This is a genomic window from Flavobacterium sp. UW10123 (assembly GCF_040538975.1).
GTDB lineage: Bacteria > Bacteroidota > Bacteroidia > Flavobacteriales > Flavobacteriaceae > Flavobacterium.
In genome coordinates, this window is the sequence record NZ_JBEWQE010000008.1 from 74,195 (window position 1) to 89,059 (window position 14,865).

Sequence of the window (14,865 nt, forward strand, 5' to 3'; positions counted from 1 at the left end):
TGGATATTAAAAAAGATTTTTAAGCCTAGAAATCAGTAGTTTCAGTAGTTTTTAAAAGTATGCTTTCTTAGAAAAGTTTAGGAGAATTCTAAAAAAAAGCCTGCTTTTCTAGTTCAGAAAAGCAGGCTTTTTTAGATTGAAAAGGTTTCGGCTTAATTCAATCTGGTGATTCTATAAATTTGATTGAATATCTTTTGCCAAAGCTTCAAATTCTTCTTTTGAAAGCGAAACTTTATCAATAAAACGCATTTCATCCATATGATTTAATGGAATCAAATGCACGTGAGCGTGAGGAACTTCAAGCCCAACAACTGCGATTCCGATTCTTTTGCATGGAACAGTTTTTTCTAAAGCTGCCGCAACTTTTTTAGAAAACTTCATTAAACCCAAATACAGTTCGTCATCCATATCAAAAATCTTGTCGATTTCTTGTTTCGGAATACAAAGCGTGTGTCCTTTTGCGTTTGGATTTACATCTAAAAATGCTAAATAATTTTCGTCTTCAGCAATTTTATATGCAGGAATTTCTCCGTTAACTATTTTAGTGAATATTGAGCTCATGGTTTATTTTTAAATCTTTATACTGTGATTGCTTCGTTCCGCGCAATGACTTAGTCTCTCGAAATTTCTAGAATTTCAAATTTCAAAACTCCGTTTGGAACTGTAATTTCAGCTACTTCTCCGACAGATTTCCCGAGCAAACCTTTTCCAATCGGAGAAGTTACAGAGATTTTACCTGTTTTTAAATCTGCTTCGCTTTCTGCAACAAGCGTATATTTCATCTCCATTCCGTTGCTTTGGTTTTTGATTTTTACATTCGATAAAACCAAAACTTTAGAAACATCCAATTGCGATTCGTCAATTAATCTTGCATTTGCATATACCTCTTCAAGTTTAGCAATTCTCATTTCTAATAAACCTTGCGCTTCTTTTGCTGCATCATATTCTGCATTTTCAGACAAATCTCCTTTATCTCTTGCGTCTGCAATATCTTGAGATGCCTTTGGACGCATTACACTCTTTAAATGCTCCAATTCATCTTTTAATTTTTTTAATCCTTCTGCTGTATAATAAGATACTTTACTCATAACTTCATCGTTTATATAAATACAAAAAATCCCATCGCGACGGGATTTTCTTACCACAAATATACTATAATTTTTAATAGTACATAATTATATGTTAATCATATAGATTTCAAATCTAAATAAATTATTTTTGTTTTAACTAATTCTTATTCAAATAATGAAAAAAATCTGGTTTTTTATCGCATTTACAGCAGTTTTATTTGCTTGCAGTGACAATAATCGAAGCAATAACAATCCGAACATTCCTAACTATTCGGTAAACGCTTATCTCGACACTAATCTTCCAACTTATAACAAATTAATACATCCCAGTAATCCTGTTTATGTTGCAAATTATGGCGCAAAAGGAATTATTGTAATGAAAACTGGAGAAGGAACTTATACCGCTTTTGATGCTGCGTGCCCAAACCAAGCTTTAAATTCTTGTACTGCAATGACAATTGACGGGATTTACGCTGTTTGTTCTTGCGACAAAACTCAATATAACTTATTTACAGGACTTGGCGGAAAAGAATATCCGATGAAACAATATCGCGTCGAATCTTCTGGAACTGTCATTCACGTATACAATTAAAAACAAAAAAGCCTGAAACTACTTTCAGGCTTTTTTGTGTCTTCGCTTCATTAGAATTTCAAGCTCAAACCAATTAGGAAATTTGTTCCTGCTTGAGGATAATAGTATGGATAAATATCCCACATTGCTCCGTTTGAAACATATTTTTTATCGAAAATATTATTTACTAAAGCTGTAATTGTTATAGATTGAAAAATCGTTTTTGGTTTTATTTCGTAAGATGCATTAAAATCGTTTACAAAATAATCGGCCAATTTTGCCGCTGGAAGTTCAATATTGTTCATATACTGTTCTCCAACATATTTTTGCAATAATGAAAGATATAATCTCTCGATAGGTTTATACACAATAACGTTTCCTGCAATTACTTCTGGAGAATACGCAATTTTAGTTGTTCCGTAAAATTCGCCATCAACTGCTAAATCTACATTTTTGTTGCTGCTTAAAGTAAAGTTTGGTCTTAACGTGAATTTCTCAGAAAGCGCAATCGTCGCATCAAATTCAAAACCTAAACGGTAGCTTTTTTCAGTATTTGCTCGAATAGGATTTCCAACATCGTCTAATCTTCCCGTTAAAATCAACTGGTCTTTGTATCCCATATAATACAAATTAGAATTCAATTGAAATTTCTCTGAATTGAATCTCCATCCTAATTCAAAATCATTTAGCTTTTCTGGTTTTACATTTCCACCTTCGTAATCTGTTCTATTTGGTTCACGATTTGCTCTTGCGTAAGAGAAATACAACGTGTTTTTTTCGTTGAAAGCGTAATTCAAACCAGCTTTCGGATTAAAGAAATTAAAATTATCGTCTACTAAACCAGTTTCTTTACTATTTGCTTTATATTTCACATTTCTGTATTGCAAATCTCCGTAGAAACTTAATTTTTCTGTGAATTGATAATTTGCTTTCGCAAAAATATTACCATCTATTTTAGACGAATAATCATCATAGTAATGAGCCCCTAACGCTGATTGATCTGAATATTGCGCCCAGATTACTTTTCCGAAATGATCGCCTTCATATTTGTTCCAGCCTCCACCTAAAATAACATTTAGTTTTTCTGTCACATATTTAGCAGAAAAAGTCGTTCCGTAGAAATCATTATCTAACCATTTTTGACGAATCAAATCGGTTACTGGAACTAAATTCCCATTGTCATCTTCAACTGTTTTTGTTGGCTTAATTGGCCCATAACCTTCAACAGGTTCATCTTCCTTATAATTTTCGTAATATCCTTTTCCTTTTGTGTAATGAAATGCTAGGTTTGTACTCCATTTATCAGAAATAGATTCACTCCAATGTAATTGATAATGATCCTGATTGTAATTATCGGTTTCGTTATCATAGAAATGAACATTTCCTGCATCGTCTGTATACATTCCGGCAGAATTAAAAGTACGATTTGTATTAAGCGTTTCTGCATCAATTCCGTTCCAAGATTGATACGTTTTTTGAGTTCCACCAAAAACCAAGGCTTTAATCAAAGTGGTTTTGCCAACATAAGTTCCCTGCAAGAAATATGATTTTAAATCAGCACTTCCGCGGTCAATATATCCGTGCGTTTTTATTGTAGACAAACGTCCAGCAATTTCAAAATGATCATTTAATAAACCAGTGCTAAACTTTACAGTATTTTTAATTGTATTGAATGATCCTGCAGAGCTTGAAATCTCACCTGTCGCTTTTCTTGCATAACTATCTGTAAGCATATTTAAACTGGCACCAAAAGCACCTGCCCCATTTGTTGATGTTCCAACTCCACGCTGCAATTGAAGACTTTCTACAGAAGAAGCAAAATCGGGCATATTTACCCAAAAAGTTCCCTGACTTTCAGCATCATTGTACGGAATTCCGTTTATGGTTACGTTTACACGTGTTGCATCGCTTCCACGCACTCTAATTCCAGTATATCCAACACCATTTCCTGCATCTGAAGTTGTTACCACTGAAGGAAGATAATTCATCAAAACAGGAATGTCCTGACCTAAATTTCTATACTTAATTTCCTTTTTATCCATATTACTAAAACTCACTGGTGTTTTTGAAGTAACACGAACTGCAGAAACCAATACATCATCAAGCTGATTTACTTTGGTAGAATCTTGCTGTTGCGCGAAAAAAGTTAGAGAATAGAAAAAAGAAAATAGAGTAAAGAAAATGATTTTGGTTCTCACAAATCGAACCTCTGTACCTTTGTACCTTTGTACCTCAGCACCTTTAAAAACTGTTTTCATTCGTAAAGAATTACGAATAAAAGGGGGAATTATTCTTTGTTAAATTAATAAATTGTTTCACGACAAAATAAAGTGTGCACGCTCAATAGTGTCGTTTTTCCCTTAGCAACATTACTCGCTCAGGTTCTTTGGGTATGATCTCAGCTCGTTATTTAGAGCACCCCTTTGAGACAATGCAAATTTAGTGTTAAAATATTTAAAACTCCAAAAAAAGAAATTCCAAATTCCAAAAACTTACTTTTAATTAGTCTTGTGGAATTTGGAACTTTAAAATTGAGATTTAATCTATTTTTGGTTTTTTTCTTGATTGCTTCAAGTCAGAAACATTCTTTTTGTCTTTGATTCTTTTCTTAACTACCGCTTTTGGAATCTTTGTTGATTTCCTAATTTTAGGAACATAAAGTCCTTTTTTGATAATTTCCAGAAATCGTTTTGTTACAATTTCTTTGTTTTTAAGTTGACTACGATCTTCGTCGCAGTTTAAGATCAAGGTGTTTTCCGAGGTTAATCTTGCTGCAATATTTTGCTGCAAAAGCAGTTTCTCTTCTTCAGATAAAGCTTGCGAAGCATTCAGGTCAAAATTCAGAACAACTTTAGACGAAACCTTATTCACATTTTGCCCACCTGCTCCACTGCTTCGAACAGCTTTGAAATTTAACTCTGATATGATTTTTTCCGCATCCATATTATTGTGGCTGATGCGCCGCTTTCAATAAATCATTTACCGTTTTCACTGGATTAAATGTAATTAATGGAACTGCCACAAAAACGGTTAACCAATTAGCCATTGATCCGTTCCATAATCCTGGTAATTCGTAATTTTTAACCGATTTCCCATCAATGCTTTTTTCTACAATAAATCCAGTTTCTTGATCTACATATTGAAGAAGATCAAATTTTTCGTTTTTATAGTTTTTTATACCACAAACTAAGTCAACCGGATTAAAGTGTGTCGCTTCAGCTAAAATTTTCTCTTGTTTTTTATCTTCTAAATCAACCTGAGATGTTTCTACAATCTGAAGTGATTTTATACCCTTTTTATTCATAACCCAAAATGGCCCACCTCCTGGCTCTCCTTCATTTTTAACCATTCCGCAAACACGAATTGGCTTATCTAAAAGTTCTTTCAGTTTATTTATTTTATTTTTGAAAGTAAATTTATTGAAATCTGCAGTCATTTCAACACTAAAACGCTTCTCTAAAAAAAGAAGTATTTCTTCAATATTGTCTTCCTGAATTTTCTCTTGATCTATTAATTTTAAGTACTCAAAAACTTTTTGCTGCATTTCGACCAAAACACCTGCCAAAGCTTTCTTATACAATGTAATTTGATCAATATGATTCTGAATTACATTATCTATATTTTTAATAAAAATTACATCGGCATCAAGATTATTTAAATTCTCAATCAAAGCGCCATGTCCTCCTGGCCTGAAAATTAAATTATCATTTTTATCTTTTACCAGCTTATTTTTTGAATCTATTGTAATAGAATCTGTGCTTTTACTTTGATATGAATATCCTATATCAATCTTAATTCCTGAAGGCTTTTCTATTTTTTCTTTAATTTCATCAACTGCTTTTTCAAATAAATACTGATGTATTTCTGAAACTGTAAAATGCAAATGAGATACATTTTTTGATGATGCATAATGTACGCATTCATTTAAATGCTCCTCAATCGGATTGGCAATATGAGTATCATATTGGTGAAATGGCAAAACCGCTTTGGGCTTATTTGCTGAGTTAAAATAATCTGCAGATAATAGCAGTTTTATAAAATAATAATTTTTATAATCTCTTTCTAAAGTCTCAAAATCACGATAAATTTCTCTTAGTTTTTTATCCACCTTTTCAAAGAAGGGAAACTTTTCCATACCAACAATAAAAATGGCAAGTTCTTTATCATTTTTTCTGTTGATATAGGCATTTATGGTTTCTTTTGTAATATCAAAATCATTCAGAAATGCGATTAAGAATTTGTACATTCTTGTTGCTGCACCAGACGCTGGAACAAATTTTTTAATTTTAAACTTATCCTTTTGCTGATCAAAAAATAATGCTTTCTGCTGGAATTCGTTGTCTGATAAATTTAAAATTCCATCATTGATTGTAGCGGGCTTAATTAAATCACTTTTTGAGATTCCTTTTTTAAAACTTTTTAATTGCTTTAAAATAGTCTCAAAAGCAATTCCTCTATTATAGATCTGTACAAAATCATTAGACGAAAAATCATTCTCTTTAGCTAAAGTCAATTCATCAATAATAGCTGTTGCTTTTGCTAAACGTGTTTCTTTGTCCCCGGATAAGGTTATAAAAGGCTTTTTTGTATCTATTAAAGTCTGTTTGAAAACAGAAAATACAGTTTCTCTCCCTTCTGGAGTATCGCGAATATCGTCTTTTTCCCAAGGAACATCAATGTCGGTAAGGAAAAACAAATCGTATTCATGTTTCAATGCTGCTTCATTTAAAAGCGGGTCACAAAAACCGTAATACATTTCAGAAAATACTTTGGTTACCATCAGATTGGTATCGCAAAACAAGTATTTGTCTGCTTTTGCCAGTTTTTCATTTTCCAATGCAGTTTGACCATACGCAATTGGCATCATATCATCTGCAACGCAAATATGCTTATTCTCTTCCCATTTTTCTTGCAGATAGTCGCGTGCAAACTCAGGAACCCATTCGGTTTCGTAGTAATCTGCAAGCTGTTTTGCTAAGGTTGTTTTTCCTGTACTTTCAGGACCAAACAAAGCAATTTTTATGATATTTGTTTTTTGCTGTCTAAGATCTTTCTCCATTCTAAATAAGCTGAAATAGCCAAAATTGTAAAAATTATATACTGTAGCGCCAACATCCCTAAACCACGATAAGCATAGAGGGGCACAACAATAATATCACCAATAATCCAAAGTGTCCAGTTTTCTATTTTTTTTCTGGCCATATACCACATTCCTGCGAAAAATATTCCGGATGAAATCATATCGACGTAATTGTCTGGATGTATTTCGTAATCAAAATATTTATAAATCCCGAAAACTACAAAAACAGTCACAACAAACAGTAAGATTCCGATTATTTTTTCATTAAAATTTGTACGGGTAATTGGCAGATTGTCTTCTGCAGTCCCACCTTTTGCCCAAACATACCAACCGTAAATGCTCATAATCGAAAAATAAGCATTAATAATCATGTCCCCAATATAACCTGCAACATAAAGAAGATATACTGATATTGCCGTCGCAATTAGTCCGGTAGGGTAAACCCAAATGTTTTCTTTTTTAGCAAACCAAACGCTTAAAATTCCGCAAACAAATACCAAGAACTCCAAAGCAATATGCCATAGCGGTGCATTTTTATAACTTTCTAAAAAAAAATCTATCATGAAAATGTGGTATTTGTTTTTTATAACTCAAAAAAACGACTGTTATTTTCAAAAGCAGTTCCAATAACAACTAAATCTGCGCCAGCGTTATATGCTTTTTGAATTCCGTGCAAATCTACAATTCCTCCACCAACAATAACAGGAATTTGAATATTTTGAGAAACAAGTTCAATCATTTCCGTTGGAACAGGCTGTTTTGCACCACTTCCCGCCTCTAAATAAATGAGCTGATTTCCTAACATTTCTCCCGCTTGTGCAGTTGCCAAAACCAAATCAAGATTTTCGCGACTCAAAGGTTTTGTTTTACTCACACGAGCAACGGCAGTTTCGTTGCCGCTTTCAATCAAAATATAACCTGTAGAAATAACTTCTAAATTTGTTTTTTTAAGAATTGGAGCCGCCTGAACCTGATATTCTATCAAATAATCTGGATTTCGGCCAGACAATAAAGACAGGAATAAAATACCATCTGCTTGTGGCGAAATCTGAGAAGGGTCTCCAGGAAACAAAATAACAGGAAGATTTGTTTTTTGCTTTAACTCCGAAATCAATTCTTCTAAAATGTTATTCTGAACAATACTTCCTCCTACAAAAATATGAGTTGCAGGCGACTGGTTTATTTTCTCAATTAAACGATTGATATTTTCCAACACAATTTTATCAGGATCCAAAAGCACTGCCAATAATTTTTGGCCATTGCTTTTAGCTTCTAAAATCTGTTGTCTAATAGTGAGTATTTGTTCTTGCATAACGGGGTGTAAAAGTAAAAGATTTTTAATGCAGAAGAACTATTTTGAATAAATTATATTTGTTGAACGTCTTTTGATAACGTAAATAACACATTATGATTACAGTTGAATTACTAGAAAAGTACGGAGTTATAAAAAAATCATTTGATAAAAATGATGTAATTTTAGAAGAAGGAAATTTGCCATCCAACTATTACCAGATTATTTCTGGCGAAGTAAAAATGAGTAATTATAATGATGATGGACGTGAATTTATTCAAGGCATTTTTTATAACGGACAATCTTTTGGAGAACCTCCATTGTTTTTAAATCAAAAATATCCAGCAAATGCAATTGCTGTTGAAAATACCGAGCTTTTTATTCTTCCAAAAGAAAACTTTATGAAGCTTTTAGAAGAAAATCCAAAAGTCAGTATTAAAGCAATCGAAAATCTAGCGCAACGCTTGTACTACAAATCGGTTATGGCCGCTGAAATATCTACGCATGAACCTGAACATCGCGTTTTAAAATTAATAGACCACGGAATTGCTTACTTCAATTTTCAAAAAGACAAAAGTGGTTATCTCATTAATTTTACCAGACAGCAGATCGGAGATTTAACTGGTTTACGGGTTGAAACCGTCATTAGAGCGATAAAAGCATTAGAAAAAAAAGGCGAATTAAAGATTATTAACCGAAAAGTATACAGATAAAAAAATTCTCGTTTTATGATTTTAATCATAAAATGCAGTACCATTGTAGCTGTAATTTTGTTGATATAAAAAACTGAATATCATGACACTATATCAAACAACATTCGACATTTTCAATAGAAACTATATGGGCTCTGCTGCAATGGCAGTAATTGGACAAAGCTGTTTAGGAGGCGCTGCAGCTATGTATGTTTTAGCCAACGGAACTTCTATTCCGCAAATGATTCAGCTTGGAATTATTGTTTTAGCTTGCGTTTTCGCAAATACATCTATCTTAGCACAAATGAAACACAAAGTAGTTTTCAATCTTATTATGTTAAGCGCAACTTTAAGTGTATTTTTTATACTCTTGAATAGTTTTATCCTATGAAAAAACAAATAGAAAATAGAGATGATGTATCTTTTTTAGTGCATCAATTTTATGCTAAAATAAGAGCCGACAAAGAAATCGGCTTTTATTTTAATGAAATGATTTCTGATTGGGATGCGCATCTAGAAAAACTGACTGATTTTTGGGAAACCAACCTTTTTGGTGTTCGCAAATACAAAGGAAATCCTCATGCGGTACATAATGAAGTTGATGCTCATTTTGATGAAAAAATTACAGCAAACGAATTCGGAATCTGGCTCAATCATTGGTTCCAGACTATTGACGAACATTTTGAAGGAGAAAACGCTGAAACACTAAAAAGACGTGCACGTAAAATGAGTACTTTTCTGTACATGAGTATGTTTCAGCATAGACAAAAAGAAAGTGAAGTTTAAACTGAAAACTTAGACTGAGACTAAAATCTATTTCTCAAAAGCATAAACTAAAGTAAAAGTTCCTTCAAAATTATCTGATTTGATTTCCTGATAATGTACATCAAAATCCTTAATTAAATTATCAAAATGAAGACTTGCCTTCGTTTGGGTTTCTTCTAAAGAAAAGTTGCTCACATTTATATGATCTTTAAAACTTATACCTTTTTCATTTCTTATTTTAAAGATCGCCTCTTTAGCACCCCAGATAACGGTAAGTTTTTTTATGTATTCTTTTGTAGATTTCGGTTCTAAATACTCGCATTCATAATCTGTAAATTTATCAGCGATTTTTTGAATTTTCTCTCGTTGCAATTCCATATCAATTCCAACCTTTTCTTTGCTTATAATGATTGCCGCAAAATGGTACGAATGTGTAATTGAGATATGATTATCACAATCGAAATACGGTTTCCCGAATTCGTCATAATGCAAATCTTTATCAGTAAAACCCATTTCCTGAATTAGCATTCGCACACTTAAAAAAGCACGCTGATGCATCTGAGATTTCATTCCGTCCAGTCTTCGCTGTGTTTTTTCTTTTAAGGTAACACGACTGTACAATTCATCAAATGATTCGGTTATTTCCCAAATTAAGATTTTAGTAGTTTCGTTGAATTGTATGGTTTGAAATAAAGGCATTTCTTTTTAATTATGAATTGTAAATGGTTAATTATAAATTATTGGTGGTAAATTTTAAACCATATAAGCATTAAAGAAAATATAGCTGTTGGCTTAAAGAATGCATTAGTAAATATAAGCAATTCGCAACAAAGGTAATAGTTTCCGAATCTTTTTTAAAAGAACTTACATCACTTATATGGTTAAAAACAATTTTCAGAGTAACATTCTAGAGATTAAGAAATTAAAGATTTCACAAATCTGACAGAAATTAGTAAAAATAAAAAGGTATTCCGTAAATTTGCAAAAATTTTACAATTATACAAATATAATATAAATGAGTACTACAACTACGCCTTATGTGGCTTATAAAGTAAAAGACATTTCTCTAGCGGCTTGGGGAAGAAAAGAAATTGAACTAGCTGAAGCTGAAATGCCAGGTTTAATGGCACTTCGCGCTGAATACAAAGACGAACAACCATTAAAAGGTGCTCGTATTGCTGGATGTTTACACATGACGATTCAAACTGCTGTTTTGATCGAAACTTTAATTGCTCTTGGTGCAGAAGTTACTTGGTCTTCTTGTAACATTTTCTCTACTCAGGATCAGGCTGCTGCTGCAATTGCTGCTGCTGGAATTTCTGTGTACGCTTGGAAAGGTTTAAATGAAGAAGAATTTGACTGGTGTATTGAGCAGACTTTATTCTTTGGTGAAGACAGAAAACCATTGAACATGATTTTGGATGATGGTGGAGATTTAACAAATATGGTTATTGACCGTTACCCAGAATTAGTTCCTGGAATTAAAGGTCTTTCTGAAGAAACTACAACTGGTGTTCACAGACTTTACGAAAGAGTAAAAGCTGGAACTTTACCAATGCCTGCTATCAACATTAACGACTCTGTTACTAAATCTAAATTTGATAACAAATACGGATGTAAAGAATCTGCAGTAGATGCTATTCGTCGTGCAACTGACTTAATGTTAGCTGGAAAAAGAGTAATCGTTTGTGGATATGGTGACGTAGGAAAAGGAACTGCTGCTTCTTTTAGAGGTGCTGGTTCTATTGTAACAGTTACTGAAATCGATCCAATTTGTGCTTTACAAGCTGCAATGGACGGTTACGAAGTTAAAAAATTAGATACTGTAATTGCTAATGCTGATATCATCATTACAACTACAGGAAATAAAGATATCGTAGTTGGTAGTCATTTCGAAAAAATGAAAGACAAAACTGTTGTTTGCAACATCGGACACTTTGATAACGAAATCGACATGGCTTGGTTAAACAAAAACCACGGTGCTTCTAAAATCGAAATCAAACCTCAGGTTGACAAATATACTATCGCTGGAAAAGATATCATTATCTTAGCTGAAGGTCGTTTAGTAAACCTTGGTTGTGCTACAGGTCACCCAAGTTTTGTAATGAGTAACTCATTTACAAACCAGACTTTAGCTCAAATCGAATTATGGAAAAACAGTGCAGCTTACAAAAATGAAGTTTACATGTTACCAAAACATTTAGATGAAAAAGTTGCTGCTTTACACTTAGCTAAATTAGGTGTTGAATTAGAAACTTTACGTGAAGATCAAGCTGCTTACATTGGTGTTGAAGTTCAAGGTCCATTCAAACCAGAATACTACAGATACTAATTGATTTTAGATTGAAGATTTCTGATTTTAGATTTCTTTAATTACATATTTCAAACCCGACAGTTTTTAAAACTTGTCGGGTTTTGTTTTTAGCAGACAAAAAAGATTTCTATAAAAAATATGCTTTTTAAAGAATATCTCTTAATTTTAATAATTAAAATAAGTTACTATTTCTCAACTACATAAACACTGTAATCTTGAAAAAAACATCTTATTTATTCGTATTCTTGTTTTTATTAAGCCTTCCGCTGATTATTTTTTCTCAGGAAAAAAAGCCTAAAGTTGTATTGGTCTTAAGTGGTGGTGGTGCAAAAGGAATTGCGCATATCCCTCTTTTACAAAAACTAGATTCTCTTCACATTGTTCCAGACCTTATTGTTGGAAACAGTATGGGAAGTATTATAGGTGGCTTATATGCAATGGGATATTCTGGTGACAGTATAGAAAAAATCACTAAAGATATTTATTGGGATAAACTCTTAGGCGGCGGCCAATCATTACGAGCTGTAAGCGCAGAAGAAAAAAGAGAATTTCAAAGATATTTAGTCGGAATAGGCGTTAAAGACGGAAAACTTAACAGTATTGGATCTCTGTTAAATGACCAAAACTTAAGAGAATACCTTTCTGAATTAACCTTTCCTGTATACAATGTCAAAGATTTTGATAGTCTTCCGATTCCTTTCAGGGCGATGGCCACAGATTTGGTCGAAGGAAAAGAAGTTATTTTAAGCAAAGGGAGTTTATCTTACGCCATGCGTGCCAGCATGTCGCTGCCAGCCATCTTCAAGCCCATGCCTTACGGGAAAACAGTTTTGGTAGACGGCGGAGTCCTAAATAATTTCCCTACTGATGTTGCCAAACAAATGGGTGCCGATATTATTATTGGAAGTGATGTCGGGGGCGGAATGGAACCTGTCGATAAGCTTAACAATCTTATGACCATATTAATGCAGACCAGTATGTTTCCGAGTAACATCAAAAATCCTGCAAATCGTGATTTATGTACAATATTGGTCGATCACTTACCTAATCTCCGTTTTTCTACTGCCGATTTTGCCAATAGCAACGAAATCTACAAGGACGGTAAAATTGCCACAGATCAAAATCTTCCCGCTTTAGTTGCCCTATCAGAAAAGTTAAAAGGATTTCAGCAACGAACTCACAAATTGCCCGATATGCCAAATGAGTTTGTTCTAGACACTATAGTTTATAAAAAAATAAGTCCGGAAAATATGCCGTTGGTTGTCGGAAGAGCCAATCTTAAAACTCATGTAAAATATACCACCAAAGATTTAATAGCGGGTATTAACAGAGCAATGGGAACCAATCTTTTTGACGAGATCACCTACAGTTATTTCATCAAAGACGAAGATAAATTAGGCATTACCTTATTCGGATTTGAACGTGCCAAAAACCAGCTAAATACATCCGTGCATTATGACACTTACAGAGGTGTAGGTATAATTTTTAACTATACAGGAAGAAATGTTCTTGCCGATGCATCACGCCTTCTCCTAACGGTAGATATTGCCGAACAGCCAAAAGCCAGAATCAATTATCAGAAAAATTTTGGACAACACCGAGAATGGTGGTGGATGTCTGAGGCCTATGGAGCTTTACTTCGCCAAGAAATTTATATCAATGGTAAAGCATCAGATAATATACTTTACAACACTGTTGAAATCAACAATGAGATAAACAGAAATTTAAATTCTCTAAAAAGTTATGTCGGTTTTGGACTAAACTATAGTTACACGAATCTAAAACCTAAATATGACCGTGAATACAACCCCAATTATTTAAGCATCAACAACTACAGCTTTAACAATATCGAGTTCAACTTGCATTATTCTTATAATGACATGGATAAAGTTTTCTTTGCTACCGACGGAACTATTATAAAATCAAACATAGCGCGATCACTTCTTACCGATCTTGATGCCTCACTTTACGATCCAGACTTTAAGCGTATTTCTGGCTCAACAAATGGCTACACCAAATTGGGTTTAACTTATGAGAAGAGATTACCCATAAAAAAGAAAATTACAGGAATTATAGGATTCGACTCTTATTTTATTTTTCAGGATAAAGAGAAAAATGACGATCTTCCGTTTTCAGGACTTGGTTATGCTGCAAAATATTTTATAGGTGGCATTATTCCAAGTTCTGGCAGTAATCGCTTCTCATTTGCAGGGCTTCATGAAGATGAACTGAATGTAACGCAATATATGGGGCTCAAACTTGGATCTCAAATAAACTTGATCGGGAAAATTTATCTTACTCCTCATTTCAATCTTGCTTCTGTAGGTTTTGATAATTTTAACGATTATATAAAACATGCCTTCAATCCAAAAGGAAATTGGGATGATAACTTAGAAACCAGTCTTGTAATATCAGGAGGCGCAGCGATTTCCTATCAATCCATTTTAGGCCCAATTCATTTTGATACTTCTTGGATCAATAATATTGACAAAGTAAGATTATTTTTCAGCGTAGGACTATCACTCAATCCGTGAGAGAAAACAATTAAATCTAAAATCTCAATTCAGAAATCTAAAATAATCTGGGCGTGCCATAATTTAAGAAAAGGCCTGATATGCTTTGCGCGTATTAGGCCTTTTCTTAAATTATGTCGGGCTATCCGCTCCGCCGCGGCGGACAGCTCCTATCCCTCACGCACACTTAAACCAAGAACCTTAAATAATACAATATTATTTACGACTCTAAAATTTAAAGTTTAATTTTGAAGCTACATAACATCAAAAAATATGATTGAAAAAGTTTTATGCGAAACCCATGGCACAAAAGAAATGACTTTTGGCTGTATTCATATTGCAATGGCAACAGACTCTAAAGAAAAAGTAGGTTTTTACTATTCAGAAGCCGAAGAAGATCTTCCACAAATTGCTTGGTGTGGAGCATGCGAACAATGGCTTCTTGATAATGGCGAAGAATGGACTGAGGTTTTTCAAGCCAAAGCCGATTTTCAAATGCTATGCATCGATTGTTTTGATGAAGTAAAAAATAATGAGACTGAAATTCATATTCGATAAATAAATTCCTT

General features: G+C 33.3%; 15 protein-coding genes. 7 read left to right on the forward strand and 8 right to left on the reverse strand.

The features are described 5' to 3' along the window. Positions 1-171: 171 nt before the first annotated feature. Positions 172-561: an HIT family protein gene (locus ABXT06_RS10655; protein ID WP_354590748.1), complete on the reverse strand. Its 390-nt coding sequence runs from the start codon at positions 559-561 to the stop codon at positions 172-174. 50 nt (positions 562-611) lie between these two features. Continuing rightward, on the reverse strand, positions 612-1,088 hold the full coding sequence (gene greA, locus ABXT06_RS10660; RefSeq protein WP_026728641.1) for a transcription elongation factor GreA: 477 nt from the start codon (positions 1,086-1,088) through the stop codon (positions 612-614). Positions 1,089-1,245: 157 nt separating this feature from the next. On the opposite strand from greA, the gene ABXT06_RS10665 reads away from it, so the two are divergent. Further along, positions 1,246-1,662, forward strand: a complete 417-nt coding sequence (locus ABXT06_RS10665) for a Rieske (2Fe-2S) protein (protein WP_354590749.1) — start codon at positions 1,246-1,248, stop codon at positions 1,660-1,662. A gap of 50 nt (positions 1,663-1,712) precedes the next feature. Here ABXT06_RS10665 and ABXT06_RS10670 read toward each other — a convergent pair whose 3' ends face one another. The 5 genes from ABXT06_RS10670 to ABXT06_RS10690 all read right to left on the reverse strand — a co-directional run bounded on the left by ABXT06_RS10670 (position 1,713) and on the right by ABXT06_RS10690 (position 8,033). Next, positions 1,713-3,899 carry a TonB-dependent receptor gene (locus ABXT06_RS10670; RefSeq protein WP_354590750.1) on the reverse strand — a complete coding sequence of 729 codons (2,187 nt, stop codon included), beginning with the start codon at positions 3,897-3,899 and terminating at the stop codon, positions 1,713-1,715. A gap of 280 nt (positions 3,900-4,179) precedes the next feature. Then, positions 4,180-4,584 carry an alternative ribosome rescue aminoacyl-tRNA hydrolase ArfB gene (gene arfB, locus ABXT06_RS10675; protein ID WP_354590751.1) on the reverse strand — a complete coding sequence of 135 codons (405 nt, stop codon included), beginning with the start codon at positions 4,582-4,584 and terminating at the stop codon, positions 4,180-4,182. A gap of 1 nt (position 4,585) precedes the next feature. Beyond that, positions 4,586-6,700 (reverse strand): DUF4301 family protein, encoded by a 2,115-nt coding sequence (locus ABXT06_RS10680; protein ID WP_354590752.1) that lies wholly within the window; start codon positions 6,698-6,700, stop codon positions 4,586-4,588. Beyond that, on the reverse strand, positions 6,661-7,284 hold the full coding sequence (gene pnuC, locus ABXT06_RS10685; RefSeq protein ID WP_354590753.1) for a nicotinamide riboside transporter PnuC: 624 nt from the start codon (positions 7,282-7,284) through the stop codon (positions 6,661-6,663). The genes ABXT06_RS10680 and pnuC overlap by 40 nt, the downstream gene beginning before the upstream one ends. Positions 7,285-7,304: 20 nt before the next feature. Continuing rightward, positions 7,305-8,033, reverse strand: coding sequence for a phosphoglycerol geranylgeranyltransferase (locus tag ABXT06_RS10690; protein WP_354590754.1), 729 nt, complete (start codon positions 8,031-8,033; stop codon positions 7,305-7,307). 95 nt (positions 8,034-8,128) lie between these two features. Here ABXT06_RS10690 and ABXT06_RS10695 point away from each other — a divergent pair, with 95 nt between their 5' ends. The 3 genes from ABXT06_RS10695 to ABXT06_RS10705 all read left to right on the forward strand — a co-directional run bounded on the left by ABXT06_RS10695 (position 8,129) and on the right by ABXT06_RS10705 (position 9,490). Then, the gene (locus ABXT06_RS10695) at positions 8,129-8,725 is read left to right on the forward strand and encodes a Crp/Fnr family transcriptional regulator (RefSeq protein WP_354590755.1); all 597 of its coding nucleotides are present in this window, start codon (positions 8,129-8,131) and stop codon (positions 8,723-8,725) included. Positions 8,726-8,807: 82 nt separating this feature from the next. After that, positions 8,808-9,095, forward strand: coding sequence for a hypothetical protein (locus ABXT06_RS10700; RefSeq protein WP_354590756.1), 288 nt, complete (start codon positions 8,808-8,810; stop codon positions 9,093-9,095). After that, positions 9,092-9,490, forward strand: a complete 399-nt coding sequence (locus tag ABXT06_RS10705; RefSeq protein WP_354590757.1) for a group III truncated hemoglobin — start codon at positions 9,092-9,094, stop codon at positions 9,488-9,490. The genes ABXT06_RS10700 and ABXT06_RS10705 overlap by 4 nt, the downstream gene beginning before the upstream one ends. A 27-nt stretch (positions 9,491-9,517) precedes the next feature. Here ABXT06_RS10705 and ABXT06_RS10710 read toward each other — a convergent pair whose 3' ends face one another. After that, on the reverse strand, positions 9,518-10,168 hold the full coding sequence (locus ABXT06_RS10710) for a 4'-phosphopantetheinyl transferase family protein (RefSeq protein WP_354590758.1): 651 nt from the start codon (positions 10,166-10,168) through the stop codon (positions 9,518-9,520). 316 nt (positions 10,169-10,484) lie between these two features. Between ABXT06_RS10710 and ahcY the strand changes: the two genes are divergently transcribed. The 3 genes from ahcY to ABXT06_RS10725 all read left to right on the forward strand — a co-directional run bounded on the left by ahcY (position 10,485) and on the right by ABXT06_RS10725 (position 14,854). Beyond that, positions 10,485-11,801: an adenosylhomocysteinase gene (gene ahcY / locus ABXT06_RS10715; protein ID WP_111426181.1), complete on the forward strand. Its 1,317-nt coding sequence runs from the start codon at positions 10,485-10,487 to the stop codon at positions 11,799-11,801. A gap of 197 nt (positions 11,802-11,998) precedes the next feature. Then, the gene (locus ABXT06_RS10720; protein WP_354590759.1) at positions 11,999-14,317 is read left to right on the forward strand and encodes a patatin-like phospholipase family protein; all 2,319 of its coding nucleotides are present in this window, start codon (positions 11,999-12,001) and stop codon (positions 14,315-14,317) included. A 252-nt stretch (positions 14,318-14,569) separates the two neighbouring features. Continuing rightward, positions 14,570-14,854 (forward strand): hypothetical protein, encoded by a 285-nt coding sequence (locus ABXT06_RS10725; protein WP_354590760.1) that lies wholly within the window; start codon positions 14,570-14,572, stop codon positions 14,852-14,854. Positions 14,855-14,865 lie beyond the last annotated feature (11 nt).

Excerpts from the sequence above, each read along its gene's own strand:
- ABXT06_RS10655 (WP_354590748.1), bottom strand. The coding sequence starts at position 561 with ATGAGCTCAATATTCACTAAAATAGTTAACGGAGAAATTCCTGCATAT.
- greA (WP_026728641.1), bottom strand. The coding sequence starts at position 1,088 with ATGAGTAAAGTATCTTATTATACAGCAGAAGGATTAAAAAAATTAAAA.
- ABXT06_RS10665 (WP_354590749.1), top strand. The coding sequence starts at position 1,246 with ATGAAAAAAATCTGGTTTTTTATCGCATTTACAGCAGTTTTATTTGCT.
- ABXT06_RS10670 (WP_354590750.1), bottom strand. The coding sequence starts at position 3,899 with ATGAAAACAGTTTTTAAAGGTGCTGAGGTACAAAGGTACAAAGGTACA.
- arfB (WP_354590751.1), bottom strand. The coding sequence starts at position 4,584 with ATGGATGCGGAAAAAATCATATCAGAGTTAAATTTCAAAGCTGTTCGA.
- ABXT06_RS10680 (WP_354590752.1), bottom strand. The coding sequence starts at position 6,700 with ATGGAGAAAGATCTTAGACAGCAAAAAACAAATATCATAAAAATTGCT.
- pnuC (WP_354590753.1), bottom strand. The coding sequence starts at position 7,284 with ATGATAGATTTTTTTTTAGAAAGTTATAAAAATGCACCGCTATGGCAT.
- ABXT06_RS10690 (WP_354590754.1), bottom strand. The coding sequence starts at position 8,033 with ATGCAAGAACAAATACTCACTATTAGACAACAGATTTTAGAAGCTAAA.
- ABXT06_RS10695 (WP_354590755.1), top strand. The coding sequence starts at position 8,129 with ATGATTACAGTTGAATTACTAGAAAAGTACGGAGTTATAAAAAAATCA.
- ABXT06_RS10700 (WP_354590756.1), top strand. The coding sequence starts at position 8,808 with ATGACACTATATCAAACAACATTCGACATTTTCAATAGAAACTATATG.
- ABXT06_RS10705 (WP_354590757.1), top strand. The coding sequence starts at position 9,092 with ATGAAAAAACAAATAGAAAATAGAGATGATGTATCTTTTTTAGTGCAT.
- ABXT06_RS10710 (WP_354590758.1), bottom strand. The coding sequence starts at position 10,168 with ATGCCTTTATTTCAAACCATACAATTCAACGAAACTACTAAAATCTTA.
- ahcY (WP_111426181.1), top strand. The coding sequence starts at position 10,485 with ATGAGTACTACAACTACGCCTTATGTGGCTTATAAAGTAAAAGACATT.
- ABXT06_RS10725 (WP_354590760.1), top strand. The coding sequence starts at position 14,570 with ATGATTGAAAAAGTTTTATGCGAAACCCATGGCACAAAAGAAATGACT.